Origin of the sequence: Nocardioides panzhihuensis (assembly GCF_013408335.1) — a bacterium.
Lineage (GTDB): Bacteria > Actinomycetota > Actinomycetes > Propionibacteriales > Nocardioidaceae > Nocardioides > Nocardioides panzhihuensis.
Map to the genome: position 1 here is coordinate 811,594 of NZ_JACBZR010000001.1, position 24,652 is coordinate 836,245.

Annotated in this window: 25 protein-coding genes; 12 read left to right on the forward strand and 13 right to left on the reverse strand. The window is 69.2% G+C overall.

What is annotated here, in order from left to right; all coding sequences use genetic code 11:
* Nucleotides 1-71 precede the first annotated feature (71 nt).
* From BJ988_RS03790 to BJ988_RS03800, 3 genes are read right to left on the reverse strand one after another with little or no spacing between them, the layout of a single operon-like run.
* Nucleotides 72-1,295: a sensor histidine kinase gene (locus tag BJ988_RS03790; RefSeq protein WP_179656787.1), complete on the reverse strand. Its 1,224-nt coding sequence runs from the start codon at nt 1,293-1,295 to the stop codon at nt 72-74.
* A 12-nt stretch (nt 1,296-1,307) separates the two neighbouring features.
* Nucleotides 1,308-2,051: an ABC transporter permease gene (locus tag BJ988_RS03795; protein ID WP_179656788.1), complete on the reverse strand. Its 744-nt coding sequence runs from the start codon at nt 2,049-2,051 to the stop codon at nt 1,308-1,310.
* Nucleotides 2,048-2,977 carry an ABC transporter ATP-binding protein gene (locus BJ988_RS03800; protein WP_179656789.1) on the reverse strand — a complete coding sequence of 310 codons (930 nt, stop codon included), beginning with the start codon at nt 2,975-2,977 and terminating at the stop codon, nt 2,048-2,050. The genes BJ988_RS03795 and BJ988_RS03800 overlap by 4 nt, the downstream gene beginning before the upstream one ends.
* 90 nt (nt 2,978-3,067) lie before the next feature.
* On the opposite strand from BJ988_RS03800, the gene BJ988_RS03805 reads away from it, so the two are divergent.
* Nucleotides 3,068-4,015 (forward strand): PLP-dependent cysteine synthase family protein, encoded by a 948-nt coding sequence (locus tag BJ988_RS03805; protein WP_179656790.1) that lies wholly within the window; start codon nt 3,068-3,070, stop codon nt 4,013-4,015.
* A 15-nt stretch (nt 4,016-4,030) separates the two neighbouring features.
* On the opposite strand, the gene BJ988_RS03810 is transcribed toward BJ988_RS03805, so the two are convergent.
* From BJ988_RS03810 to BJ988_RS03820, 3 genes are all read right to left on the reverse strand, one after another.
* Nucleotides 4,031-4,315: a hypothetical protein gene (locus tag BJ988_RS03810; protein ID WP_179656791.1), complete on the reverse strand. Its 285-nt coding sequence runs from the start codon at nt 4,313-4,315 to the stop codon at nt 4,031-4,033.
* Nucleotides 4,316-4,396: 81 nt separating this feature from the next.
* Complete coding sequence (locus BJ988_RS03815) at nt 4,397-5,623, reverse strand: FAD-dependent monooxygenase (protein ID WP_179656792.1); 1,227 nt, start codon at nt 5,621-5,623, stop codon at nt 4,397-4,399.
* Between the two features lie 74 nt (nt 5,624-5,697).
* On the reverse strand, nt 5,698-6,705 hold the full coding sequence (locus tag BJ988_RS03820; RefSeq protein ID WP_179656793.1) for an alkaline phosphatase family protein: 1,008 nt from the start codon (nt 6,703-6,705) through the stop codon (nt 5,698-5,700).
* Nucleotides 6,706-6,881: 176 nt separating this feature from the next.
* Between BJ988_RS03820 and murI the strand changes: the two genes are divergently transcribed.
* Nucleotides 6,882-7,739: a glutamate racemase gene (gene murI / locus BJ988_RS03825; RefSeq protein ID WP_179656794.1), complete on the forward strand. Its 858-nt coding sequence runs from the start codon at nt 6,882-6,884 to the stop codon at nt 7,737-7,739.
* Nucleotides 7,736-8,506: an MBL fold metallo-hydrolase gene (locus tag BJ988_RS03830; protein ID WP_246321397.1), complete on the forward strand. Its 771-nt coding sequence runs from the start codon at nt 7,736-7,738 to the stop codon at nt 8,504-8,506. The genes murI and BJ988_RS03830 overlap by 4 nt, the downstream gene beginning before the upstream one ends.
* 2 nt (nt 8,507-8,508) lie before the next feature.
* Here the strand turns inward: BJ988_RS03830 and BJ988_RS03835 are convergent, their stop codons facing one another.
* Nucleotides 8,509-9,195, reverse strand: coding sequence for a response regulator (locus tag BJ988_RS03835; RefSeq protein WP_179656795.1), 687 nt, complete (start codon nt 9,193-9,195; stop codon nt 8,509-8,511).
* On the reverse strand, nt 9,192-10,355 hold the full coding sequence (locus tag BJ988_RS03840) for a sensor histidine kinase (RefSeq protein ID WP_343051451.1): 1,164 nt from the start codon (nt 10,353-10,355) through the stop codon (nt 9,192-9,194). Before BJ988_RS03840 ends, BJ988_RS03835 begins: the two co-directional genes overlap by 4 nt.
* 133 nt (nt 10,356-10,488) lie before the next feature.
* Here BJ988_RS03840 and BJ988_RS03845 point away from each other — a divergent pair, with 133 nt between their 5' ends.
* From BJ988_RS03845 to BJ988_RS03860, 4 genes are all read left to right on the forward strand, one after another.
* On the forward strand, nt 10,489-11,418 hold the full coding sequence (locus BJ988_RS03845; RefSeq protein WP_179656797.1) for an ABC transporter ATP-binding protein: 930 nt from the start codon (nt 10,489-10,491) through the stop codon (nt 11,416-11,418).
* Complete coding sequence (locus BJ988_RS03850; RefSeq protein ID WP_179656798.1) at nt 11,415-12,251, forward strand: ABC transporter permease; 837 nt, start codon at nt 11,415-11,417, stop codon at nt 12,249-12,251. Before BJ988_RS03845 ends, BJ988_RS03850 begins: the two co-directional genes overlap by 4 nt.
* Before the next feature lie 176 nt (nt 12,252-12,427).
* Nucleotides 12,428-13,135 (forward strand): ribonuclease PH, encoded by a 708-nt coding sequence (gene rph, locus BJ988_RS03855; RefSeq protein ID WP_179656799.1) that lies wholly within the window; start codon nt 12,428-12,430, stop codon nt 13,133-13,135.
* The gene (locus BJ988_RS03860; RefSeq protein ID WP_179656800.1) at nt 13,125-13,754 is read left to right on the forward strand and encodes a non-canonical purine NTP pyrophosphatase; all 630 of its coding nucleotides are present in this window, start codon (nt 13,125-13,127) and stop codon (nt 13,752-13,754) included. The genes rph and BJ988_RS03860 overlap by 11 nt, the downstream gene beginning before the upstream one ends.
* Here the strand turns inward: BJ988_RS03860 and BJ988_RS03865 are convergent.
* The 4 genes from BJ988_RS03865 to cls all read right to left on the reverse strand — a co-directional run bounded on the left by BJ988_RS03865 (nt 13,730) and on the right by cls (nt 17,847).
* Nucleotides 13,730-14,467, reverse strand: a complete 738-nt coding sequence (locus BJ988_RS03865) for a cytochrome c biogenesis protein CcdA (RefSeq protein ID WP_179656801.1) — start codon at nt 14,465-14,467, stop codon at nt 13,730-13,732. The genes BJ988_RS03860 and BJ988_RS03865 overlap by 25 nt on opposite strands.
* A complete protein-coding gene (locus BJ988_RS03870; RefSeq protein WP_179656802.1) occupies nt 14,464-14,958 on the reverse strand; it encodes a thioredoxin family protein in 495 nt (164 codons plus the stop codon). Before BJ988_RS03870 ends, BJ988_RS03865 begins: the two co-directional genes overlap by 4 nt.
* Nucleotides 14,959-15,030: 72 nt before the next feature.
* On the reverse strand, nt 15,031-16,323 hold the full coding sequence (locus BJ988_RS03875) for a hypothetical protein (protein WP_179656803.1): 1,293 nt from the start codon (nt 16,321-16,323) through the stop codon (nt 15,031-15,033).
* Nucleotides 16,324-16,380: 57 nt separating this feature from the next.
* Nucleotides 16,381-17,847, reverse strand: coding sequence for a cardiolipin synthase (gene cls / locus BJ988_RS03880; RefSeq protein ID WP_179656804.1), 1,467 nt, complete (start codon nt 17,845-17,847; stop codon nt 16,381-16,383).
* 45 nt (nt 17,848-17,892) lie between these two features.
* Here cls and BJ988_RS03885 point away from each other — a divergent pair, with 45 nt between their 5' ends.
* The 3 genes from BJ988_RS03885 to BJ988_RS03895 are packed head-to-tail and all read left to right on the forward strand — an operon-like array spanning nt 17,893 to nt 20,036.
* On the forward strand, nt 17,893-18,804 hold the full coding sequence (locus BJ988_RS03885; protein WP_179656805.1) for an alpha/beta hydrolase: 912 nt from the start codon (nt 17,893-17,895) through the stop codon (nt 18,802-18,804).
* Nucleotides 18,801-19,445, forward strand: coding sequence for a class I SAM-dependent methyltransferase (locus BJ988_RS03890; protein WP_179656806.1), 645 nt, complete (start codon nt 18,801-18,803; stop codon nt 19,443-19,445). Before BJ988_RS03885 ends, BJ988_RS03890 begins: the two co-directional genes overlap by 4 nt.
* A gap of 18 nt (nt 19,446-19,463) precedes the next feature.
* On the forward strand, nt 19,464-20,036 hold the full coding sequence (locus tag BJ988_RS03895) for an LURP-one-related family protein (RefSeq protein WP_179656807.1): 573 nt from the start codon (nt 19,464-19,466) through the stop codon (nt 20,034-20,036).
* Nucleotides 20,037-20,045: 9 nt separating this feature from the next.
* Here the strand turns inward: BJ988_RS03895 and BJ988_RS03900 are convergent, their stop codons facing one another.
* Nucleotides 20,046-21,278 (reverse strand): inositol monophosphatase family protein, encoded by a 1,233-nt coding sequence (locus tag BJ988_RS03900; RefSeq protein ID WP_343051455.1) that lies wholly within the window; start codon nt 21,276-21,278, stop codon nt 20,046-20,048.
* A 581-nt stretch (nt 21,279-21,859) separates the two neighbouring features.
* On the opposite strand from BJ988_RS03900, the gene BJ988_RS03905 reads away from it, so the two are divergent.
* Nucleotides 21,860-23,014 (forward strand): DUF222 domain-containing protein, encoded by a 1,155-nt coding sequence (locus BJ988_RS03905; protein ID WP_179656808.1) that lies wholly within the window; start codon nt 21,860-21,862, stop codon nt 23,012-23,014.
* Nucleotides 23,015-23,228: 214 nt separating this feature from the next.
* Complete coding sequence (locus tag BJ988_RS03910; protein WP_179656809.1) at nt 23,229-24,314, forward strand: IS110 family RNA-guided transposase; 1,086 nt, start codon at nt 23,229-23,231, stop codon at nt 24,312-24,314.
* Nucleotides 24,315-24,652 lie beyond the last annotated feature (338 nt).

A 24,652-nucleotide genomic window follows, 5' to 3' on the forward strand; every position in this document is an offset into this window, starting at 1 on the left:
TCTATCTGTCAGAAGGTGACTTCTCGCCGCCGAGAATCGACGCCTCGGCGTCAGAAAGTGACGCCTCGGGGTCATGCGGCGCCTTGGGGGAGGGCGGGGATGGTTGCGGAGATGGCCGTGCCGGTGCCTGGGGCGGACTCCAGTGTGAAGGTGCCGGTGAGGCGCTGGGCGCGGTTGCGCATCACTCCCAGGCCGAAGGCCGAGTCACGGCGGGGAGCGGTGGGGTCGAAACCGCAACCGTCGTCGCGTACGTCGAGGATGACCTCGGACTCGTCGAAGGTGAGCGTGACGCCGACCCTCGATGCCCCGGCGTGCTTGGCCACGTTGGCGAGAGCCTCCTGGGCGATCCGCAACAGCGTCGCCTCGACCTCGGAGTGCAGCGCCGCGGCTTCGCCGACAACGACGAAGGAGGCCTCGACGTCGTGGTCGTCGCGCCAGGTCGCGACCGACGCCGACAAGGCATCGGGTAGACGCGCGTCGGCGAGCTCCGCGGGCGTGAGGTCCTGGACGGACCGCCGGGCCTCGACGAGCGCGGTGCGCGCCATCTCGGTCGCCCGGGCGACCCGGCGGCGTACGTCTCCGGCGTCTCCAGCGTCCGCGGAGCCCTCCGCGGCCTGGAGCTGGGCCACGACACCGGCGAGCGACTGCGCGATGGTGTCGTGGATCTCGCGGGCGAGACGCTCGCGCTCGTCGCGTACGCCGCTCTCCCGCGACGTCGCGAGGAGCTGCTCCTGGAGGCGGGCGTTCTCGGCGAGGGCGTGCTCCAGACTGACGATCGTGTCGGCCCGCTCCTGGCTGACGGTGTCGAGATGGATGCTGTAGCGGCCCATCAACGAGGCCAGCCCGAAGTTGACCAGGAACAGCACCGGCAGAAGCGCGCCCTGCCACCGCTCGTCGTACGGCGGTGGCCCGCCGACCTGGCCGGTGGCCATGATCAACGCGGTGGCCGCCATCGCCACCCACCGCCACCGGCCCCGGAACGAATCGAAGGCGTCCAGGAACCCGATCCAGGCGAAGATGCAGAACAGCGGGTGCAGCATCGTGAGGGCGGCGACCAGGACCGTACGTCCGATGTAGCCGACCGGGTGTGGGCGGGTGTGGACATAGGTCCATCGCCAGGTCCACACCGCGGTCGCGGCCACGAGCACGCCGAAGACGATCCGGGTCGTGACCGTGACCGGTCCCATCACCGGGAAGGTCGCGACGCAGACGGCGGTGGCGAGCGCGAGCAGCACGAAGGGCAGCACCTTCAGGTTGCGGTCCCACTGTTGCTCGAGCTCTATGGCCGAGGTCATGGTCAGACCCTCTCATTCCCAGCGGAAGATGCGCACGGCGATCAGGTAGAGCACGACCGCCCAGCCGCCCATCACCGCCAGGTCCACCAGCCCCGGAAAGCTCCCGCCGGTGGCGTCGTTGAGGGCGTTGGAGGCGGCGCCGAAGGGTGTGAGCGAGATGACGTCGCGCACCGTGCCGCCGAACACCTCGACCGGGAAGTAGACCCCGGCGGTGAACATGCACGGGAAGAAGACCACCATCCCCACGACCTGCCCGGTCTTGGCGTTCGGTGAGGCTGCCGTGATCGCGGCCCCGATCCCGAGCGAGACGACCAGAGCCAGGACGTACGCCACCGCGTACCCGGCGATCGAGCCCGGCAGCGGCGTCCCGAACGCCACCCGGCCGAGAAGGATCACGATCACCGACGAGGCGGCGACCGCGGCGGCGTGCACCAGCACCTGGCCGAGCAGGATCGCGGCGGGCTTGGCCGGCGTGGTGCCGAGTCGTCGCAGGATCCCGTTCTCGCGGTAGCCGGTCAGCGTCGCCGGCATCGTCATGATCGACGCCATGATCATCGAGAGCAGCACGGTGACCGGGACGTAGAGGTCGATCAGGCTCCGGCCGCCGAAGTCGGCGCTCTCCTCGCGGAAGCTCGGGATGAGCCCGAGCACGCCCAGGAGCAGGCTCGGGAACAGGACGATCCAGAAGAGCGAGAGCCGTTCGCGGGCGAAGAGCCTGGACTCGGTCCGGATCACGGCTGCTGTCGGGCTGGTCATCGCGTGATCTCCTGCGGGGTGTCGGTGAGGTCGAGGTAGGCGGAGTCGAGGCTTCCGGCAGCAACGCGGAGTCGCTGAGGGGACACCCCTTGCATACGCAACGCCTCGATGACGGCGAGTGCCACTCCCTCGGCGCCCTCGACGGTGACGGTGCCGTTGGCGCTGTACGCGGCGGTGACGCCGTCCATCTCGCGCAGGGAGACCAGGTCGATCGCGGCCGAGGTGTCGAAGGTGGTGATCGTGGCGGCCGTGCCTGCGTCGATGAGCCCCGCCGGGGTGTCGAGGGCACGGATCCGGCCGGCATCGACGATCGCGATCCGGTCGCAGAGCGTCTGCGCCTCCTCCATGGAGTGGGTGACCAGGATGACGGTCACGCCCCGGTCACGTACGTCCCGCACCAGGTCCCACACCTCGCGACGCGCCCGCGGGTCGAGACCGGTGGTGAGCTCGTCGAGCACGACGACCCGCGGCCGGCCGATCAGCGCCAGCGCGATCGAGAGCCGTTGCTGCTGGCCACCGGAGAGGTCCTCGAACCGCTGGCTCAGGTGAGTACCGAGCCCCAGCCGCTCGGCCAGCGGCGCCCAAGGCTCGGGGTCGGGGTAGAAGGCGCTCCACAGCTCCAGGGCCTCCTGGACCGTGATCTTCGGCTGCAGCTTCGCCTCCTGGAGTTGCACGCCGAGCACCTCGGTGAGGGCGGCGCGGTCGGTCCACGGGTCGATGCCGTGGACCCGGATCCGGCCCCGGTCGCCGACCCGTAGGCCGGCGATCGCCTCGACGGTCGTGCTCTTGCCGGCCCCGTTGGGGCCGAGGATCCCGAAGATCTCGCCTTCGTGGACGATCAGGCTGATCTCGTCGACCGCCACCTTCTCGCCGTATGTCTTGCGCAGGCCGTCCACGACGACCGCTGGTTCTCGCTCCTGATGCATACCTTGAGCCTGTCGTGCCCCGCGGTCTCACGGATCGGGCGATCGGCGCCTGTGGGCATCAGCCGATCGGTTGATGCGACCATGGACCCCATGCGCTACGACAACCTGCTGGCGTCGGTCGGGGGCACCCCGCTGGTGGGCCTGCCCCGCCTCTCGCCATCGCCCGACGTACGGCTGTGGGCCAAGCTCGAGGACCGCAATCCGACCGGCTCGATCAAGGACCGCCCGGCTCTCCGGATGGTCGAGGAGGCCGAGAAGGACGGACGGCTCCGTCCCGGCTGCACGATCCTCGAGCCGACCTCGGGCAACACCGGGATCTCGCTGGCCATGGCGGCCAAGCTCAAGGGCTACCGGATCGTGTGCGTGATGCCGGAGAACACCTCCGAGGAGCGGCGCCAGCTGCTGCGGATGTGGGGTGCCGAGATCGTCTCCTCGCCCGCCGCCGGTGGTTCCAACGAGGCCGTCCGGGTCGCCAAGCGCCTGGCCGTAGAGCACCCCGACTGGGTGATGCTCTACCAGTACGGCAACTCCGCCAACGCGCTCGCGCACGAGGAGGGCACCGGCCCCGAGCTGCTGGCCGACCTGCCCTCCGTCACCCACTTCGTCGCAGGCCTGGGCACGACCGGCACGCTCATGGGCGTCGGTCGCTTCTTCCGCTCAGCCAAGCCGGACGTACGCATCGTGGCCGCCGAGCCGCGCTACGGCGAGCTCGTCTACGGCCTGCGCAACCTGGACGAGGGCTTCGTCCCCGAGCTGTACGACGCGTCCCTGATCGACGCCCGCTTCTCCGTCGGCCCTCGGGACGCTGTACGCCGCGTCCGCGAGCTCCTCGAGCTGGAGGGCATCTTCGCCGGCATCTCCACCGGCGCCATCCTGCATGCCGCCCTCGCTCAGGCCGCCAAGTCCCTCGAGGCCGGCGAGAAGGCCGACATCGCCTTCGTCGTCGCCGACGGGGGCTGGAAGTACCTCTCCACCGGGGCGTACGAGGGCACCATCGACGACGCCGAGGAGGGCCTCGAGGGCCAGCTCTGGGCCTGAGCGGCGCGGTCAGCCTCAGCGGCAGAAGGCGTAGACGACAAGACCGTGGTCCTCGCCCTCGAAGACCTGGTCGAGGGCCTTGCCGGTGAGGCCGGAGTCGACGTAGCGCGGCGTGGCGCCGGTGGCGATGATGGCGTGGCTGGGGAGCCTGCCGGTCATGTCGCCCGGGGCCTTCGCGCTCCAGCAGTCGTGCTGCGCGATGAGTGCGGCGGGGCTGCCGGGGGCGAGCGGCCGTCCGCTGCCGACCCCGGGACCGGAGCCGACCTGTGCCAGCGCTACGGCGATGGCGGCGGCGTACATCGTCCAGATGCCTAGCGCGATGAACCCTCTGCGTCCGGGGAAGGCTCTCACACCTTGGCAACGCCGAAGTGGGCCACGGAGTTACGGGCGGGGGAGGCCGGCCGCGGCGTCGTGCTCGTGGATCCAGGCGAGATGGCGGTCGTAGGCGTCAGGTGACCCGAGCCGCTTGTTGCGGGCCTGGGCGCGTGGGCCGTCGGGCAGGTGGAGGACGTCGGCAGCAGCCACGGCGGCGACCTGGATCCGGCGGGTGCGGTCGCGGCGGCGTACCTCATAGCTGGTTCGGGCACGATCCCAGTCGTCATCGGCAGCGAGGCAGCCGGCGAGGACGACGGCGTCCTCGATCGCCTGGGCGGCACCTTGGCAGTGGTGGGGGAGCGCCAGGTGAGCGGCATCCCCCAAGAGCGTGACCCTGCCGCGCGACCAGGTGGACAGGGGTGGCCGGTGGAAGAGCGCCCAGTGCTCGGAGACCGGCGCCGCAGAGATCATCTGGACCACGGCGGGATGCCAGCCGGCGTACGCGTGGATGTGCTCGTCCGGGTCGGCCGGCCAGCCCCACGGCTCCGGGGCCCAGGGCCCGGTCTGTCGCTTGACCAGGAGGAAGGCATGGTCGCCGCCGCCGACCGGATGGTGCATCAGATGGCCGTCGGCGCCGAGCCACAGCTGCAGCCGGTCGGGATCGGGGAGCAGGGTGAGCCGCGAGCGCGGGACGGTCCCGCGCCAGGCGAGGCAGCCGGAGAACTGGGCGTCGTCGTAGCCGATGACGAGCTCGCGCAGGATCGAGCGGGCGCCGTCGGCGCCGATGACCAGATCTGCCTCGACCGACTCGCCGCCGACGAGCTCCAGCACGGCCGGCCCGCCTCCGTCGTCGGCGAGACCGACCACGCGGTGGCCGAGGTGGAGCCCGTCGGTGCCGAACGCCTCGCGCAGGAGCGCGTGCAGGTCGGCGTGACCGATGCCGTACCCGGGCGCGCCGGTGCGAGCGGCGTAGCCCTCGGCGGAGAGCAGCCGGCCGATCGCGGCACCGGTGTGACCGTCGCGCCAGATCAGTCCGTCGACTCTCGCCGAGGCGTCACCGAGAGCGGGCTCGATGCCGATGCGCTCGAGGAGCCGGGTCGCGTTGGCCGGGAGGAAGACGGCGTCGCCGCTCGGTCGCGGATCGGTCGCGGCCTCGTACACCTCGACGTCGATGCCCAAGCGGCGCAGCTCGACGGCGAGCGTCAGTCCGCCTATGCCGGCTCCGATGATCGTGACCCGCTGCGCGCGTCGGCCCCTGTGCAATGCCGCTCGAGCGATCCGGCTGACTGACATTCACGCTCCTTGGGGAGGGTTACGTTCGAAACGTACCTCAGAGACGTGCCTGCTCGTGGATGGTTTCGACAACGTCACTTCACGTCGAGTGTCTGCTCTTTGCCGATGTCGCTGGTCTCGATGGGGCCGAGGCCGAGGAGGTCCAGGGCCAGGTTGCCGAGGTCGGCGTTGCGTACGGGCTGAGGGCCTTCGTACCCGGGACGCCCCTTGCCCGGATCGCGGTAGTCGTCGGCGTTGAGCCGGTAGAGGTCCTCGCCGGCCCCGGCGTCGGGACCCCAGACGATGAACGGGATCCGGTAGTTCTCGTAGACCTTCTCGGAGTGGTTGGTGATCCCGGCTCTGAAGCCGTGGTCGGCGGTCAGGATGACGTCCAGCTCCTTCTCGAGGCCCGGGTCGGCGTCGATGACATCGAGGAGCCGGCCGACCTGCACATCGGACTCCTCGACGGCGCTCAGGTATTCCGGCGACATCCCACCCGAGGCATGGCCGGCGACGTCGGGAAGCGACAGATGTACGAAGGTGAGGTCCCGCTGCTCGGCGGCCAGGTCCTTCGCGGCCTCCGAGACCAGCCGGTCGTGGTCGTCCACGGCCGCGAAGAGGTCGATGTCGTCCTCCCAGGCGCGCTGCCACAGCTCGAACTTCTGCTTGGTCACGAAGACCCCGGTGCTGAGCCCGGCGTCGTGGGCGACGGTGAACACCGAGTCCTCCGTCGCCGCGATCGACCTCGACGGGTCGCCGACGTTCCAGGTGACCCCGTGGCCGCCGTCGTCGAGGTCGATCGGGTCGCCGGTGACCATCCCGGTGTGGTTGGGCAGGGTGATGTTCTTCTCGTAGGCCGTGCGGGCATTGAGCGTCGAGGCGCCCTCGTCGACCAGCCGGTGGATGTTGGGCGTCTTCGCCTGCCCGAGCCTCGCGAGCGCGTCCGGGTTCAACCCGTCGATCGAGATCGCGAGCACCTTCCGGTCGACCTGGCTGGGCTCACGCTCCTCGCGGTCGGCACCGTCGGGCAGCGCGGTGAGCGCCACGACGAGCACGACGGCGATGAAGACACCGACGGAGACGAGCGGGAAGAGGCGACGCACCGGCACACCTTAAGTGAACCCGATGGCGCCCAAGGCGAACGTGCAGCGAATGTCCAGTGACTGAGTCGAGTTCGGTCTGCCGCGCGCCGCTCGTGAACGTGAGATGGATCTCGGGTGAGTCTCGAGTGACCCCCAGCACTGCGAAGAGGCGGTGTTTGGGCCTAGCCTTGACGATCGTGCAGTCCGTCTCGTCCCTGGGTTCGCCCTCGCCCCTGGGTTCAGCCCAGCCCGATCGCGACGCCCCGATCGGGATCTTCGACTCGGGCTTCGGCGGTCTCACGGTGGCGCGGTCCGTGATCGACCAGCTCGCCCACGAGTCGATCCTCTACGTCGGCGACACCGCCCGCGCCCCCTACGGTCCCAAGCCGATCGCCGAGGTCCGCGAGTATGCCCTCGAGTGCCTCGACCACCTCGTCGAGCAGGGCGTGAAAGCCCTGGTCATCGCCTGCAACTCCGCCTCGGCGGCGATGCTGCGCGACGCCCGTGAGCGCTACCGGCCGCTGCCAGTGGTCGAGGTCATCCTGCCCGCCACCCGTCGCGCCGTCGCCGCCTCCCGCACCGGTCGGATCGGGGTCATCTGCACCCGTGCGACGGCCGAGTCGATGGCGTACGACGACGCCTTCGCCGCCGCGCCGCACGTCTCGCTGCACACCCGGGCCTGTCCTCGGTTCGTGCCCTTCGTCGAGGCCGGCACCACGGGAGGCGAGGAGCTTCTCGCCGCAGCGCACGAGTACCTGGATCCGCTGACCAGCGCCGGGGTCGACACGCTGATCCTCGGATGCACCCACTATCCGCTCCTGACTGGTGTGATCTCTTATGTGATGGGCGACAACGTGACGTTGGTCAGCAGCGCCGAGGAGTCGGCGAAGGACGTCTACCGCGTCCTCGCCGAGAACGACCTGATGCGCGAGGGCGGGGAGCCGACCTACACGTTCCTCACCACCGGCAACCCGGCCGAGTTCAAGGCGATCGGCGCCCGGTTCCTCGGCCCGGAGCTCGCGGCCGCGCAGCAGTTCGCCGGAGGCATGGGATGACCTCCGGGATGCGGCTGACCATCATCGGGTGCTCGGGCTCCTATCCCGGACCCGACAGCCCGGCCTCCTGCTATCTCGTCGAGGCCGACGACTCGACGGGTCGGACTTGGCGGATCGTGCTCGACATGGGCAACGGCGCGCTCGGTGTTCTGCAGCGCTACGTCGACCCGCTGCTGATCGACGCGGTCCTGATCTCCCACCTGCACGCCGACCACTGTGTCGACATGACCTCCTACTACGTCCTACGCAAGTGGCACCCGACCGGCCCGCAGCCGCCGATCCCGGTCTACGGCCCCAAGGGCACCGGCCGCCGGTTGGCGAAGGCCTACGACCTGCCCAAGCGCCCCGGGATGCGCGAGGAGTTCGCGTTCTCGACCTACACCGGGCAGATCAACCTCGGGCCGTTCGTGATCACCCCGACCGCCGTGGAGCATCCGGTCGATGCGTACGGGCTCCGGATCGAGGCGAACGGCAAGGTCATCGGCTACAGCGGTGACACCGCCGAGACCGAGGCGCTCCTCGACATCGCCGCGGACGCCGACCTGTTCCTGTGCGAGGCCGCCTTCCGCGACGGCGTCGACAACCCGCCCGGCGTGCACATCACCGGCGTCCACGCGGGCGAGTACGCCACCAAGGCCCGGGCCAAGAAGCTGATCGTCACCCACGTCCCGCCCTGGCACGACTCCGCCGACGCCGTGCGCGAGGCCCGCTCGGCATACGAGGGGCCGATCGAGCTGGCGGCCACGGGGGCCGTCTACGAGGTCTGAGGCTAGACCAACCCGGCGTCGTGGACCGTGATCGCGATCTGGACGCGGTTGGTGGCGCCGAGCTTGTCGAAGAGACGGGAGACGTGCGCCTTGACGGTCGGGATCGAGAGGTAGAGCTCCTTGGCGATCTCGGCGTTGCTCAGCCCGCGCCCGACAGCGAGCGCGACCTCGTGCTCACGCTCGGTGAGGGTGTCGAGCCGGCGTACGGCGGCAGCGGCGCGCTCACCGGTCGGCTCGGCTCGGAGCCGGGTGATCAGGGTGCGCGTGGCCCTGGGGGAGAGGATCGCCTCCCCGACCATGACCGTACGGATCGCGGCGACGATCTCGGGCGGAGGAGTGTCCTTGAGGAGGAACCCGTCGGCGCCTGCGGCGAGCGCGTCTACGACGTACTCGTCGGCGCCGAAGGTGGTCAGCACGATCACGTGCGGAGGTTTGGCCTCGGCCAGCACCCGACGGGTCGCCTCGAGCCCGTTGACCCGCGGCATCCGGATGTCCATCAGCACCACATCAGGGGCGGCCGTACGGACCAGGGTGAGCGCCTCCTGGCCGTCGGTCGCCTCGCCGACGACCTCGATGTCGGCCTGACCGCCGAGCATCAGGCCGAGGGCTGAACGCACGAGCGGGTCGTCGTCGACGATCCCCACCTTGATCTTGATCGGGCTGTCCGGGCTGGCCTCTAGGCTGTTCACTGGCCCCACGGTAGCCAGGCTTCGAGGATGAAGACATCCTTTTCCGTGCGGTGCGTGAGCCGACCGCCGGCGAGGTCGACGCGTTCGGTGAGCCCGATGAGGCCGAGGCCGGAGCCGGGAGTGTTGGAGTCGAAGCCGAGCCGGTTGCGCAGCAGCACGTCGATCCCGTGCTCCTCGGAGCCCCGCAACGACACCTTCAGGGCCGCGCCGGGCGCATGCTTGCGGGCGTTGGTGATGCCCTCCTGCACGACCCGGTAGATCGAGCGCCCGACCGCCTCCGGCGGGGATCCATCGACGTCGTCCTCCATGGTGATGTTCATGCCGCCGGCACGAGTCTCCTCGACGAGACGGCCGAGATCTGCGTACGTCGGCTGGGGCGCGGTCTCGGGATCCTCGCCGTTGCCGCGGAGCACCCCGAGGACGGTACGAAGGTCCTCGAGCGCCCGGTGGGCGCCGTCGCGGATGGTGCTCACCTCGGTCCGGAGCTGGTCGCCGGAGAGGTCCTCGCGGTAGGCGAGCGCCCCCGCCTGCATCGCGATGTGGGAGATCCGGTGGGCGAGCACGTCGTGCATCTCGCGAGCGATCCGCCGCCGCTCGGTCTCGCGCGCCTGGGCGACACGCAGCGCCTGCTCGGCCTCGGCGGTCTCGGCGCGGAGCCGGAGCGCGGCGATCAGCTCGCGCCGCGAGCCGATGTACATGCCCCAGGCGACCATCGCCGCGATGATCACCACGCTGAGACCGATGTTGAGTCCCCACATCGCGAACGCCGAGGGTCCGATCGAGGGGGTGGAGGAGTCCATCACGCCGAACCAGAACATCCCGGCCGCGAAGCTGAGCAGCGAGACGGGGATGATCTCGCGCCAGCGCCGCCGCGTCGCCAGCGAGACCAGGGCGAGGGCGGACGCACCCGCTGCGAGGATCGAGAATGCGCTGGCGATGGTGACGATGGTGGTGATCGTGACCGGCCAGCGACGCCGCCAGAAGACCAGGACCAGGCTGATGAGGCCGAGGCCGAGGTCGAGCCCGAAACGCCAGTCCGGCCAGCCGCCGACGCTGCTGGTCAACCCGAGCGCACTGATTCCCAGCGCCGCGAGATAGCGCCAGACGTGTCCCCACAGACTCAGGCGCGGCTGATAGTCGTCGGGCGAGCGTTGTTGCACGCCCTCCACGTTAGTGAACCTGAGTCCGGCGGACCCGATGCCGCGGTCGAGACCGGCCCCATACTTTCGTCGGGTCGCAGGTCATCCGTATGTCCGATGCAGTTCAGGCGGCTCGCAGGGCAGGATGTGCATCATGATCAAAGTCGAAGGACTGACGAGGGTCTACGGGACCTTCACCGCGGTCGACGACGTGTCGTTCACCGCCGAGGCCGGCAAAGTCACCGGCTTCCTCGGACCGAACGGCGCGGGTAAGTCGACCACCATGCGCATCATGGTCGGCCTGACCAACGCAACACGTGGTCGGGCAACGATCGACGGCAGCCTCTATGCCGACCTCCCCAACCCGGGCCGCCACGTCGGTGTGCTGCTCGACGCCAGCGCTCAGCACGACGGCCGCACCGGCCGCGAGGTGCTCACGCTCGCCGCGATGACGATGGGCCTGCCCAAGTCGCGCGTCGACGAGATGCTCGAGCTGGTCTCACTGACGCCGGCGGAGTCCAAGCGCCGCATCAAGAACTACTCCCTGGGCATGAAGCAGCGTCTGGGCATCGCGCACGCGCTGATCGGCGACCCCAAGGTGCTGATCCTGGACGAGCCGGCCAACGGTCTCGACCCGGCCGGCATCCGCTGGATGCGTGGCCTGCTGAAGGAGTACGCCGACCGCGGCGGCACCGTCCTGCTCTCGTCCCACCTGCTGCACGAGGTCGAGCAGATCGCCGACGAGCTGATCCTCATCGGCAACGGCCGCATCGTCGCCCAGGGCACCAAGGACACGATCCTGACCGGCCAGGGCGCCGCAGGCCAGGCGCTGGTCACCTCCCTGGACAACGAGGCGCTCACCGTCGCGCTCAAGGCCAAGGGCTACAGCGTCGAGCCGGTCGGCACCGGCATGCGCGTCTCCGCCGCGCCTGCTGAGGTCGGCAAGGCAGCGCTGGAGGCCAATGTCGTGCTCACCGATCTTCGTGACGGCGGCGCCGGGCTCGAGGACATCTTCCTGCAGCTCACCGCGGAAACCCAGCGCGAGAGCACCGCCCAGATCCACGCCGAAGGAGCCTCCGCATGAGCGCCGTATCCGTAGCGCCGTCGACCCCGATGCCCACCGCCACCAAGGTGCCGTTCGGCCGCCTGGTGCTGGTCGAGTGGCGAAAGATGACCGACACCCGCGCCGGCCGCGTCATGCTGATGATCACCGGCGGGCTGATCGCCCTGGTCGCCGCCGTCATCCTGCTCATCACGGCGCTGGCCGACATGACCGCGCTGCCCGCCTACACCTGGATGAGCGCGCTCTCCTTCCCGGTGTCGCTGCTGGTGCCGGTGCTGGCGATCATGATCGTGACCCAGGAGTGGGGCCAGCGCACCCACATGGTCACCTTCACCCTCGAGCCGAGCCGGCTCAAGATCGTGTTCGCGAAGCTCGTCGCGGTCTTCGTCCTCGGTGTCGTGACCATGGCCATCGCCGTCGGCATCGGAGCGATCGGGACCGTGGCCGGCGCGGCGATCGCCGGGTCGGAGGCGAACTGGAACGTCACCGGCGAGGCGCTTGCCTGGACCCTGGCGACGCAGGTTCTCTACCTGCTCATGGGCTTCGGCTTCGCGATGCTGCTGCTCAACACCCCGGCCGCGCTGGTCATCTACTACGGCTACACGCTGATCCTGGAGGCCTCGGTCTTCAGCGCCCTCTACTTCATCTTCGACTGGGCGCAGAACATCTTCCCGTGGATCTCGATGCAGGTCGCGATGATGCCGTTCATCGCAGGCAACGAGATGGAGGCGGCTGGAGTCACCGTCGAGGACGGGGCGCTCGGATACGCCAGGCTCTTCACCTCGATCGCGCTGTGGGTCGGGCTGCCGCTGGTGCTCGGCACGATGCGGGTCCTCAAGTCCGAGCTGAAGTAGCTCTTCGGCTGATCGCGACACGACACGCGGGGGTGGGTGCTTCGGCACCCGCCCCCGCGTGTCGTCCGCTGTGCTCTGCGGACCGGAACCGTTGCGGATGTGAAGGATGTGGCGCCTCAGGCGTCACAGGCGTAACCATTACGGTCCACCTCGCTCGGTCCCCTAGGGTGGTGCGCGTGACGAATCGAGCAGACGGGCGCGCCGACGACGAGCTGCGCCCCATCAAGATCACCCGCAACTGGCTCGACCACGCGGCCGGTTCCGTCCTCATCGAGTTCGGCAAGACCCGCGTCCTGTGCGCCGCCTCTGCCTCCGAGGGCGTGCCGCGCTGGCGCAAGGGCTCCGGGCTGGGCTGGGTGACGGCGGAGTACGCGATGCTCCCGGCCGCCACCCACGAGCGCTCCTCGCGCGAGTCGGTGAAGGGCAAGATCGGCGGACGTACCCACGAGATCTCCCGCCTGGTCGGGCGCTCGCTGCGCGCCGTGATCGACTACAAGGCGCTGGGCGAGAACACGATCAACATCGACTGCGACGTGCTGCAGGCCGACGGTGGGACGCGCACCGCCGCGATCACCGGTGCCTACGTCGCCCTCGCAGACGCGGTCGCCTCGCTGGGCGTCTCGAAGGCGCTGACCGGCTCCGTCGCGGCGATCTCGGTCGGGATCATCGACGGCGCGCCGCGGCTCGACCTGCCCTACGAGGAGGATGTCCGCGCCGAGACCGACATGAACATCGTGATGACCGGCGAGGGCAAGTTCGTCGAGGTCCAGGGCACCGCCGAGGGCGTCGCCTTCGACCGCGCCGAGCTCGACGCCCTGCTGGTGCTGGGCGAGAAGGGCTGCGCCGACCTGACCAAGCTGCAGGAGGCCGCACTTGCCGGCTGAGCCGAAGATCCACGTCGCCTCGCGCAACGCCAAGAAGCTGGGGGAGATGTTCCGCATCCTCTCGCCGCTGGTGCCCGGGGTCTCGGTCGTCGGCCTCGACGACGTCACCCACTACGACGAGCCCGTCGAGGACGCGCCGACGTTCGAGGGCAACGCGCTGATCAAGGCCAGGGCCGGCTTCTCGGCCACCGGGCTGCCGACCGTCGCGGACGACTCGGGCCTCTGCGTCGACGCGCTCAACGGCATGCCGGGCGTGCTCTCGGCCCGCTGGGGCGGCCCTCCGCTGGGCTCGAAGGATCTGGCCGACGAGCGCAACAACTCGCTGCTCCTGGCGCAGCTCTCCGACGTCCCCGACGACCGTCGCGGCGCCCACTTCGCGTGCGCGATCGCGTTCGTCTGGGACGGCGGCGAGATCGTCGTCGAGGGCCGCATGGACGGGCGGGTTCTCCGTGAGATCCGTGGCTCCGGCGGTTTCGGCTACGACGTGCTGTTCGTCGCCGACGACACCGAGGACGGGCGTACGTCGGCCGAGCTCTCGATCGAGGAGAAGGACGCGATCTCCCACCGTGGCCGCGCCCTGCGGGAGATCGCTCCTCAGATCGCGTCGCTGCTGAGCTGATCCTCCAGCCCGATCTGCCAGTCGAAGAGGCCCTGCTCGACCAAGATGGTGAGCAGGGCCTTGTCGAGACCGGTCGCGATCGCGACACCGACGAGGACCAGCACGATGCCGAGCGCCTTGTGGAAGAGCCCCTCGGGGTCGATCGCCCACCGGAGCCTGGTGAGCAGCGCCCGCCCACCCGCCATGACCGCGGCCAGCAGGAGCGTCAGGCCGGCGACGTACGCGAGCAGGTAGCCCAGGCCGCGCAACGGCTCGGCCGGGAGGATGGCGGCGACGATCAGGGCGTACGTCGGACTGCAGGCGCTGAAGACCGGCCCCATGCTCGCGCCCAGGAGGATGTCGCCGCGGATCCCGCCGCGGTCGCTCGCACGGGCGAGCCGCTCCTGCGCACGAGAGCCGAGGCCGAGCCGGAACACCACCGTGTCCCAGAGTCGGGGCCAGATCATCACGACGCCGAAGACCGCCACGATCACGCCGGAGACGACGCTCCAGAACCGGGGCGGTACGTCGATGAGCAGCGTCGTCGACTTGAGCAGGATGCTGAACACTATGACGGAGACGCCGAGCGCGGCCACCGCCACCCACGGCCGCCGCTCACCGGTCCCGCGGGAGAGGCTGGTCCCACGGGAGAGGAGGGCCGGCACGAACGCGACCACGCACGGTGCGAGCACCGAGAGCGCGCCCGCCAGGAACGAGGCGAGCAGCAGGGTCACTTGGTGTTCTCGAGAACGGCGTCGACCGACTTGTCCTCGCCGTAGCCCGACCACAGCTTGACGCGTTCGCCCGAGGAGTCGACGCGTACGAAGGTCGACTGGATCGTCACGTCGTGCTTCTTGCGAAGGTCGGTCGCGGAGTCGTAGTCGACCTTCAGGATCTGGGCGCCGTCGGGGACGGTGCTGCTCTTGATCGCCTCCTCGAACCCGCGGCACTCCGGGCACCAGGACGCGTGGAAGAAGAGGATCGTGTCGGTGTAGCACTCGTCCGCGACCGCCGCTGCGGAGTAGTCGGCGTAGCGGCCCTCGCAGGTGGCCTCTTCCGCGGGCGCCTCGGCCGGGGTGGACTCGGTGGTCGCCGGCGTCGAGGAGACGGCCGGAGTCGCGGGCTCCTCGGCAGAGTCGGCGCCAGAGTCGCCGGTGCCACCGCACCCGGCGGCGACGAGACAGACGAGGGCAAGTGCAGCGACGACTCGGTAGCTCATGTGCATGGGTTCGGAGCGTATGCCCTCCCGGACGGGTCGCGTCCGGAAGATGCCCGGACCGATCCAGCAGAGAGCGGATCAGTCGGCCGGCAGATCCTCGAACCACGCCCAGGTGCCGTCGATCAGCTGCTTCTCGGTCAAGCCGTATGACGCCCGCAGGGCCTTCCCGGTCCCGTCGTGGAAGTCGTCGCTTCCAGCCGGCTTGTGCAGGAAGAAGTCGTTGCAGAACTCGAGGAACTTCTTCAGCCCGCCGTTGTCGTCGATCAGCCACGAGACCGCGCCGTGAGAGATGGCGTAGTCGATCGGGCCGTCCTCGCCCCACTCCTCGTCATCCGGGATCGCCCGCTCGTGCGCCAGCAACCGGTCGCGCTCCTCGTCCTCGCCGCAGATGTTGGATTCGCAGCCCGAGAGATACTCGGCGAGCCCTTCGTTGACCCAGGTGGGCACCAACGCCGGACCGTAGACGTGGCTCAGCTCGTGGCGCAGCGTGCGGTCATCGGCTGCCAGCCGGTTGCTCGCCGCGGGGTTGTCCTTGATGACCGCTCCTGCCAAGGTCGGCATGTCCGACCTCGGCGGGCCGACCGCATCCACCCAGTAGGTCACCGCCGCGGCGCCGTCGTCCCCCTCGAAGGTGTCTCCGGGCGGCTGGCCGTTGTAGGTCGAGTCGACGAGCAGCGGCGTCTCGCCGATCTCGCCACGCCATACGGGTTCGAGGGCTTCCTTGATAACGGTTCGTGCCGTCGAGAGCCGGTCAAGGAGCTCGGCTGCTCCGGTCGGGCCGTCGCGTTCGGTGACCACGACGACCGAGCGTCCGGTCGCCACTGCGATCGGACCGCCGAACCAGGGCCGGCTGTATCGCCGGGACGGCGCAGGACGGTCCCGTCCGACTACCCAGCCGCCGTCGTGGCGTACGAAGGTCATGTCCGTCGGGTGGGCGACGGGGGCTCGGTGTGCCTCCTCGATCTGCGCGACCTCGACGACCTTCGGAGCGAACAGGACGCCGTCGTTGCGGACCTCGTCCGGGGTGCGCTCGGTCTCCTCCACCTCGTAGGCAAGGGACTTCATGGGTAGCCGCTGGAGATTGGTGAAGATCGTCTGCTGCTGGTCGACCAGCTTCTGGTCGCGGCGGTCGACCGTGGCGAGGAAACCGGCCTCGTCACCCTTCAGGGCGGCGCCGGCGCGCTGGGTGAGCAGGTCCTGGACCGCCTTGTAATCGGCGGGGGTCGGAGCGTACGGAGGGTGTGAGGGGGCAGGGGAGGGGCGGGCACCCTGGGGGAGCTCGGGAAGCTCCGCACAGCCGGCGGCAAGGACGGCCAGCGTGGCGACAAGGAGAACTCCGAGCCTGATGGGGACGCGGGCTCGGATTTTCACACGCGGGAGTCTAGAGAGCCCGGCAGGATCCTGCCCCGGAATTCTCCTGGGTGGCGCTCACTGGAGCGCGGCGGTCAGCCGCAGAACGTTGTCGGTGTACGCCGCGACCTTCGGCCGAGCGAGCCACTCCTCGAGCAGCAGCTCGCGCGACATGGCGCGATAGCTGTCCTCGACCTTGCGCATCTGGGCCACCGGGTCGCCGTCGAAGAGCATCAGCGAGATCTCGTAGTTGAGGGCGAAGGAGCGCATGTCCATGTTGCTCGAGCCCATCACCGCGACCTCGTCGTCGATGCTGAAGTGCTTGGAGTGCAGGACGGCGGGCTTGGGGTAGAGATAGATGCGGACCCCGGCCTCCAGCAGCGCCTCGTAGTAGGAGCGCTGGGCGTGGTAGACCATGAACTGGTCCTTGCCCTCGCTGACGAACAGCTCCACCGCGACACCTCGCCGGGCGGCGGTGGTGACGGCGTAGAGGAGCGACTCGTCGGGCACGAAGTAGGGACTGGTGATCGAGATCCGCTCCCGGGCGGCGTAGATCAGCGAGGTGAAGGCGCGCAGGTTGTTCTCGGCGTCGACGCCAGGTCCGCTCGGCACGACCTGGCCGGTGACGTCGCCGGCCGGCGCCCCGGAGACCCAGACCGACGACGACACGGCGAGCTCGGACCTCAGCAGCTCGCCGGTCTCGGTGTTCCAGTCGCTGGCGAAGACGACGTTGAGCGCCGAGACCAGCGGGCCCTCGATCTTCGCGGTGAGCTCGACCCACTCCCGGCCGGCCCTGTGGTTCTTCGGTTTGTTGTAACCGGGCTCGATGAGGTTCTGCGAGCCGGTGAAGGCGACCCGGCCGTCGACCACCAGGAGCTTGCGGTGGTTGCGCAGGTCGGGTCGGCGGATCTGGCCGCGCAGCGGGTGGATCGGGAGCAGCGGGTGCCAGTCGATGTCGGAGGCGTCGAGCCGCTTGACGAGCTGCCGCCAGACCGGGATGCCGCGCGAGCCCAGGTGGTCGAGGAGGAGCCGGACGCTCACGCCGCGTGCCGTGGCCCGGTCGAGAGCGTCGAAGAACGGCTCGGTGACGTGGTCGCAGGCGGTGATGTAGAACTGCACGTGCACGTGGTGCTCGGCCTGGTCCACCGCTGCGGTCATCGCGTCGATCGAGCCGCGGTAGTCGGCGATGAGCTCGACCCGGTTCCCGGGGGTGGCGGGCAGCGAGCCGAGCCGTTCGTTGAGCTCGATCGTGGCGGAGTCGACCTGCGAGATCGACTCCGGGTGCGGTGGCCTCGGCAGCCCGCTGACATAGCGCGTGACCTCCTCGTTGAGCGCCCGCTGGCGCTCGTGACGGCGGCGGTCGAGCCGCGTCTGCCCGAGCAGCAGGTAGCCGATCAGGCCGACGCCCGGGATCAGGAAGATCGCCAGCAGCCACGCCATCGCGGTGCCGGGACGCCGGTTCTTGGGCACCACACCGAGCGCGACGATCTTGACCAGCAGGTCGATGATGTAGATCGAGGTCCCCATGACCCCAGCCACTGTCATGCGCCTCAGCATGCACCACCACTGCTTGTGTGGGAATCTTTCGACATGGTCCGTCTCTTCCCTGCCGCCCGCCGTGCCATCGCCGCCGAGGAGGCCTCGCCGCCTGTATGGGCGGTCGACATCGCCCACCAGCGCGACCAGGCCCGCACGCTGGCCGCGGCCGAGACGAAGGAGGAGGTCGCTGAGGTCGCCGGCATCGACGCCGACGGCGTTCCGTGCCGGCTCTACACCCCCGAGGACGTACGCGAGGGGCTGATCGTCCACCTCCACGGTGGCGGCTTCGTCTTCAACGACGTCGAGGTCCACGACACCGCAAGCCGGCGGCTGGCGAACCGCAGCGGGCTGCGGGTGCTGTCGGTCGACTACCGCAGGCCCCCGGAGCACCCCTATCCGGCGGCGCCCGACGACGTCGACACGGTCATCAAGTGGCTGGGCAACGACCCGTCGCTGAGCGCGCTGCCTGCCTACGTCCACGGTGACAGCGCCGGCGGAAACCTCGCCCTCGTCGCCGCGTTGCGCAACCCCGGCACGTTCGCCGCCATGGTGCTGGTCTACCCCTTCCTCGACCCGTCGATGAGCACCCCGGGCTACGCGGTGGAGGGCGGCTGGAGCGAGGAGGCCGCCTGGTACTGGAAGCAGTACGCCGCGAGCGAAGCCGATCTGCGCAACCCCGACCTGGGCCCCTATCTCGCCGCCGACGAGGAGCTTCGCAACCTGCCGCCGACGCTCATCGTCAGCGCCGAGGGCGACATCCTGACCGACGAGAACGAGGACTTCGCGCTCCGGCTGGCGGATCTCGGCGTCGAGGTGGTCGCGTTCCGTGCCGTCGGGCAGATCCACGGCTTCTGGCGCCACGGGAAGACCTTCCCCGCCGCGGAGTCGGTGATGGCGATGACCGCTGCGTTCTTGAACCAGCGGGTCTCGACAGGCTCGACCACCGGGGGCAGGCGCCGATGACGGAGCCCTACGACGTCACCGAGACCAGGGCCGCCTACGACACGGTCTCCAAGGCCTATGCCGAGATCGTCGACCCAACGGTCACCGAGACCTCCTTCGACGCCGGGGTCCTCGACACCTTCGCTGCCTACGTACGCAACGACGGCGGCGGGCTCGTCGGTGACATCGGCTGCGGGCCGGGGCGGGTGACCGCCTATCTGGCCGAGCGGGGGCTCGACGTCTTCGGGGTCGACCTGTCGACGGGCATGATCGCGCAGGCCGCGGAACGGCACCCCGACCTCAGGTTCGAGGTCGGCGACATGGAGCACCTTCCGCTGCGCGACGGGGAGCTCGCCGGCGCACTGGCCTGGTACTCGCTCATCCACACCCCACCTGCGCGCCGGCCCGCGGTCATCGCCGAGCTCGCCCGCGTGACCCGGCGCGGGGGTCGGTTCGTGACGGCGTTCCAGGTCGGCGACGAGCACGTCCGCCACATCGGCGCCTACGGCCACGACGTCACCTTCGACGGCTACCGGCTCCCCGTGGAGGCGACCAGCGCGCTGCTCGAGGAGGCGGGGTTCGAGGTCACCGCGACCGTGGTCCGCTCCGCGGAGGACTGGGAGCGCACGCCGCAGGCCTATCTCGTCGCGCGCCGGCGCTGACGACGATAGGTTGCGCGCATGACGCAGCAGCCTTACCACGTACCCCGCTTCTTCCTTCGCCAGAAGGTCACGCCCTTCACCAACAAGTACGTGGCCCAGGCCGCCAACGCCGACGGCTCGGAGGGGCAGGTGCTCGCCTTCGCGCAGCAGAAGCGGCTGGCGTTCAAGGAGCAGGTGACGTTCTACGCCGACGAGTCGAAGTCGCAGGCGGTCTTCGCCTTCAAGGCGCGCGCGGTGATGGACCTCAACGCCGGCTACGACATCACCGACCCGAGCGGCGCGGCGCTGGGCTTCTTCCGCAAGGACTTCGGCAAGAGCCTGTTGCGCTCGACCTTCCACATCGAGGGTCCTGGGTACGCCGGCACCGGGCAGGAGCGCAACCAGCTGGTCGCCATCCTGCGGCGGTTCAGCGAGACCGACTTCCTGCCGATCCACTTCGACTACGTGTCCGCCGAGGGGCAGCCGCTGCTCTCGGTCGAGCGGCGGTGGGCGTTTCGTGACAAGTACACCGTCACCGTCCAGGACCCGCGCGTCGACTTCCGGGTCGCCGCCGCTGTCGCGGTTGCGATGGACGCGTTGATGCAGCGCTGAGCTCTTGGCTCAGGTCCGATCCGTCTGGCCCGTCCGGTCCAGGTGGGGGCGGACCAGGTCGAGGAGCTTGCGATGGGTGGCGGCGTCGGCCGCGGCGATCATCCCGCGGCCGGTGTGGATCGGGTCGCCGCTGAGGTCGGTGACGACGCAGCCGGCGGCCTGACACAGCGCGATGCCGGCGGTGAAGTGGACACTGCCCTCGAGATGGCCATCGGTGACGTACGCCGCCCGCCGGCCTGCCGCGACCCAGGCGACTGCGAGGGTCGAGGACATCACCCGCGGGCCGAACTCGGCTCGTAGGCGCGGGTCGGCGACGAGCTGTCCGCCGACGAACGGCCGGTCGAGCGGCCCGTCGGACTGGATGTCGACGAGGCGGGTGCGCGGAGTCGGGGAGAGGGCGGTGTCGCCGCCGCCCTTCCGCAACCAGGCGGCGGTGCCGTCGGTCCAGAAGATCTCCTCGCTGATCGGGTCCGCCGAGACCGCTGTGTGGACGCCGTCGGGCGTCACCAGCGCGACGTTCACCGCGGCGAGCGGGGTCTGCGCGGCGTAGTTGAGGGTGCCGCAGAGCGGGTCGACCAGCCATCGGCGCGCGCTGCTTCCGGTCCTGCCCGTCTCCTCGCCCTCGAAGGCGTCGTCGGGACGGTAGGTCGCGATGGTCTCCCGGATCGCCTTCTCCGAGGCGAGGTCGGCCTCGGTCGCGAAGTCGGTCGGAGACTTGTCGAAATGGCTCAGGTCGGTGCCGTACATCTCCCGCACCACCGCCGCCCCCGCCGTCGCCGCCGTGATCGCGACGGCCGAGTCCGGGAACGCTGCCCGGAAGGCATCGATCGCCGGGTCCGAGGAGCTCTCGGGCTCGTCGCCGATGAAGACCGCGACCACCTCGGCCTCGGGATTCGCTGTCAGCGCGGGCAGGAGCTTGTCGCGCCATCTCCACAGGTTGGGGTGGTCATACCCGACGTACGCCTCTGCCGGGGAGAGCAGCTCGATCGCCCGCTCGAGCTCCTGCCGGGTCAGCCGGTACGCCGCCGTCCCGCCCGTGTGCCCGACGACTGTCGCCATCACGACCGCCGGGAGGCGGTGGCCGTAGGCGTTGACCAGCGGAAAATGCTCCGCTGCCGGAGCGGACGCGGTCGACGGGACGATGCCTACGCCGTGCGCGGCTGGGGGCGCCCAGCCTTTGATCGCACTCTCGAACCTTGCTCTCGCCGCCAGGATCTCGTCCATGGTCTTCCATCGGTCCACGCGGGGGAATCTATCGGCTGGGGTCGGTCTGAGAGGGCGTTTGGCGAGACCACCCGCCTGCTGGTCGAGCCGGCGTCGTGCTGGTCGAGTTCGTCGAGACCTCACCCCGCTGGTCGAGCCTGTCGAGACCCCCTCGCCCCCGCTGGTCGAGCCGCCGGAGCCGCTAGGCGGAGGCGTGTCGAGACCAACACAGTTCCCTGCCGGATCGTCCCACCCGAAGGCCGGCGTGGGCCGCCGACCCGGCTTCGAGGGTCTTCTCGACCTGCCCCGGAGTCAAGGACGCCCTCCGGGCGCCGGCTCCGCCGGCCGCTTACGCGGTCCTTGACACCGGACCACGTCGAGAAAAAATTTGGCTGGCTATCGGGGCGGCGGCCCGGGTGTGGCGCGGAGGAATCTTGCTTGGGAAGGATGAGGTTGAAGGGGCGGGAGGGTGGCCCTTCGGGCCACTTATCATCCACAGGCTTGATGTCGTTCGCTCGCCACTAAAAGCGTATTTGACCTGCACAAATAGGTGTTCAAGAGCGCTTGGTCGGAGTAGAATCGGAGGCACTACGACACACCTTTGAAGGGAGGTAGCAGCCATGAGCATCGACCACTGGGGCACCAACCCCGGAGACGTCATCGAGTCGGCTCTTGCTGCCATCGAAACCTCCCTGGAAGAGCTGCTCGCGATGGACCCGACCTACTGGCACACCAGCCAGAAGAAAGACTTCCTCGCCAAAATGGAGAAGCTCCAAGCCCAACAAGCGGCGTTGACGCTGCGGGTGCTGGCTGTCTCGGGTGATATCGCCGCAGAGACCGGTGACAAGGACGCCTCGGCCTGGATGCGTGCCGAGCTGCTGGTCGACAAAGGTGCCGCGAGGTCGCAGATCAAGCTCGCCAACGCGGTGACGAAGTACGAGTTGGTTGCCGCTGGCCTCGCTGAGGGTGTCGTCTCTGAGGCGAAGGCCCGAGTGATCACCAAGGCCCTCGACAAGGTCGAGGCCAACCCGGTCGCCACCGTCGAGGACTTGGTTCTGGCTGAGAAGCTGCTGGTCGAGTACGCGACCCAGTTCACCACCAAGGAACTGCGGGTCATCGGCAAACGGATCCTGCTCGAGGTCGACCCCGCCCGGTTCGAGGCAGCCGAAGCCAAAGCACTCCTCGCCGAAGAGGAACGCGCCCAGCAGAAGACCGCCCTGCGGGTCTGGGACAACCACGACGGCACCATCGGCTTCGACGGTGTCCTCCCTGTTTCGATCGGGATGAGGTTCAAGAAGCAGGTCGAGGCCTGGGCTCAGCCGCGTAAGCAGCAGCTCGTCGACAAAGGTGCCCCGTTGCCGCCGTGGGAGCGGTTGATGGGCCAGGGGTTCGCCCGGCTGATCGAGACCATCGACCCGAATGCGCTGCCCCGCCATGGTGGTGACGCGACCGTCGTCAACGTCGTGATCTCGCTCGAGGAGCTCCGCAAGGAACTCGGCACCGCCACATTGGGCTACGACGAGATCAACGGCACCACCATCACCGCCGCCGAAGCCCGCCAGATGGCATGCAACGCCACCATCATCCCCTGGGTCCTCGGCGGAAACAGCGAGATCCTCGACGCCGGCAGGGCCAGCAGATTCTTCCAGCCCATCCAACGCAAAGCCCTCCGACTCCAACAGAAGTGCTGCCAAGCCGAAGGCTGCGACATGCCACCGGAATGGTGCGACGCCCACAGAGAGGATGTCGGTGCGTCATCTCGTGTGGCGGCCTGACTCTGAGCGCTCATTGACGGCGCGAGCATGAAGCGCGCCTGTCCTGAAATGGATTGGTCGACCGTTGCACGAGGTGGCGTGCTGTCAGACCACCGGCACGCTGGGCGTGACTTGATAGGAGCCTGCTAGGAACACGCCCATCTCTGTGTTGTCCGCCCTGGCGATGCCGGTGGTCTGTCCATCCACCCGACGAGGAGAGGACGGCATCACCAGCATGACGAATCGAAGCGAGGATCGCGAGGTGATCGGCGGCGTCGATACCCACGGCGCCACTCACCACTGCGCTGCGCTCGACGCGCGAACAGGGAAGTTGCTGGGCGACAGCGAGTTCCCAGCAACTGCGAAGGGCTACGCCCAAGCCCTCAAGTGGCTGCAGCGGTACGGGAGGGTCGAAGCGGTCGGGGTCGAGGGAACCGGGTCTTACGGAGCAGGGCTCACCCGGTACCTCACCAGCCGCGACGTGGTCGTCATCGAGGTCGTCCGCGCGAACCGTCAGGCCCGGTATCTGCAGGGCAAGTCGGACCCTCTAGACGCGATCAATGCTGCGCGCGCCGTGCTGGCCGGCATGGCCACCACGGTCCCCAAGACACGCAACGGGAACGTAGAAGCGATCCGAATGATCCAAACCACCAGGCGCAGCGCCTCGAAAGCACGCAAGGCCGCGATCAACCAGATGCACGGCCTGATCTACTCCGCTCCCGAACCACTGCGCGAACAGCTGCGAGGGCTCAACCGCGCCGCACTGGTTGCCCGCTGCTTACGCCTGCGACCAACGACCTCAACCCAGTCCGGGGAGCTGACAGTCATCGCCAAGACGATGCTGCGCCGACTCGCACGGCGCGTTCAAGCTCTCGATGAAGAGATCGAGGAAGCCAACCAGCAACTCACAGAACTCGTTCAACACGCAGCGCCCGCCCTGCTCCAGGTCTTCGGCGCCGGACCTGAAGCAGCTGCGCAACTCCTGACCACCGCAGGAGAGAACCGCGACAGGATCTCAACCGAGGCCTCACTCGCACGCCTCTGCGGTGTCGCCCCGATCCCAGCCAGCAGCGGCAACACAACCCGGCATCGACTCCACCGCGGCGGCGACCGGAGAGCCAACTCCGCGATTCACATGATCATCATCAACCGGCTCCGATGGCACGAACCCACCAAGGCCTACGTCACCCGCCGCACCGCCGAAGGAAAGACCAAAAGCGAGATCATCCGATGCCTCAAGCGCGCGGCCGTCCGCGAGCTCTACCGCGCTCTCCTGACAGACCTCAACAAACCAGCCGCAGAGCACGAACCCGCCGCTTGACATGCATAGGAGCATCCACCTCGACCCATGGGCCGCAGGCGGAAGAACGGATCTGAAGGACGGGGTCTTGCTCTGCCCGCACCATCACCGACTGGCGCACAACCCTGCCTATGTTCATGAGCGGCTACCCGACGGCACGGTCCGGTTCACTCGCCGCCCCTAAACCAGCAGCGTGAGACCCAACCCATCAGGCCCGCCTGCGCGGGCATCTTTCGCCTGCCCAGACCGTCAACGCCGCTTGGGCGCTCGATGCGGACCGGCCCCTGCCCCTCGCAGCACACCGGCCACGACCCCCAAACCCGTGCTCAACCGAAATCCGCTGCGCCACACCCCGCCGC

Coding starts and splice junctions, on each gene's coding strand:
- BJ988_RS03815 (WP_179656792.1), bottom strand. CDS start 5,623: ATGTCAGTCAGCCGGATCGCTCGAGCGGCATTGCACAGGGGCCGACGC.
- BJ988_RS03810 (WP_179656791.1), bottom strand. CDS start 4,315: ATGTACGCCGCCGCCATCGCCGTAGCGCTGGCACAGGTCGGCTCCGGT.
- BJ988_RS03905 (WP_179656808.1), top strand. CDS start 21,860: ATGAGCATCGACCACTGGGGCACCAACCCCGGAGACGTCATCGAGTCG.
- BJ988_RS03910 (WP_179656809.1), top strand. CDS start 23,229: ATGACGAATCGAAGCGAGGATCGCGAGGTGATCGGCGGCGTCGATACC.
- BJ988_RS03845 (WP_179656797.1), top strand. CDS start 10,489: ATGATCAAAGTCGAAGGACTGACGAGGGTCTACGGGACCTTCACCGCG.
- BJ988_RS03805 (WP_179656790.1), top strand. CDS start 3,068: ATGCGCTACGACAACCTGCTGGCGTCGGTCGGGGGCACCCCGCTGGTG.
- BJ988_RS03895 (WP_179656807.1), top strand. CDS start 19,464: ATGACGCAGCAGCCTTACCACGTACCCCGCTTCTTCCTTCGCCAGAAG.
- BJ988_RS03885 (WP_179656805.1), top strand. CDS start 17,893: ATGGTCCGTCTCTTCCCTGCCGCCCGCCGTGCCATCGCCGCCGAGGAG.
- BJ988_RS03850 (WP_179656798.1), top strand. CDS start 11,415: ATGAGCGCCGTATCCGTAGCGCCGTCGACCCCGATGCCCACCGCCACC.
- BJ988_RS03800 (WP_179656789.1), bottom strand. CDS start 2,977: ATGCATCAGGAGCGAGAACCAGCGGTCGTCGTGGACGGCCTGCGCAAG.
- BJ988_RS03870 (WP_179656802.1), bottom strand. CDS start 14,958: ATGCACATGAGCTACCGAGTCGTCGCTGCACTTGCCCTCGTCTGTCTC.
- BJ988_RS03795 (WP_179656788.1), bottom strand. CDS start 2,051: ATGACCAGCCCGACAGCAGCCGTGATCCGGACCGAGTCCAGGCTCTTC.
- BJ988_RS03830 (WP_246321397.1), top strand. CDS start 7,736: ATGACCTCCGGGATGCGGCTGACCATCATCGGGTGCTCGGGCTCCTAT.
- cls (WP_179656804.1), bottom strand. CDS start 17,847: ATGACAGTGGCTGGGGTCATGGGGACCTCGATCTACATCATCGACCTG.
- BJ988_RS03790 (WP_179656787.1), bottom strand. CDS start 1,295: ATGACCTCGGCCATAGAGCTCGAGCAACAGTGGGACCGCAACCTGAAG.
- BJ988_RS03890 (WP_179656806.1), top strand. CDS start 18,801: ATGACGGAGCCCTACGACGTCACCGAGACCAGGGCCGCCTACGACACG.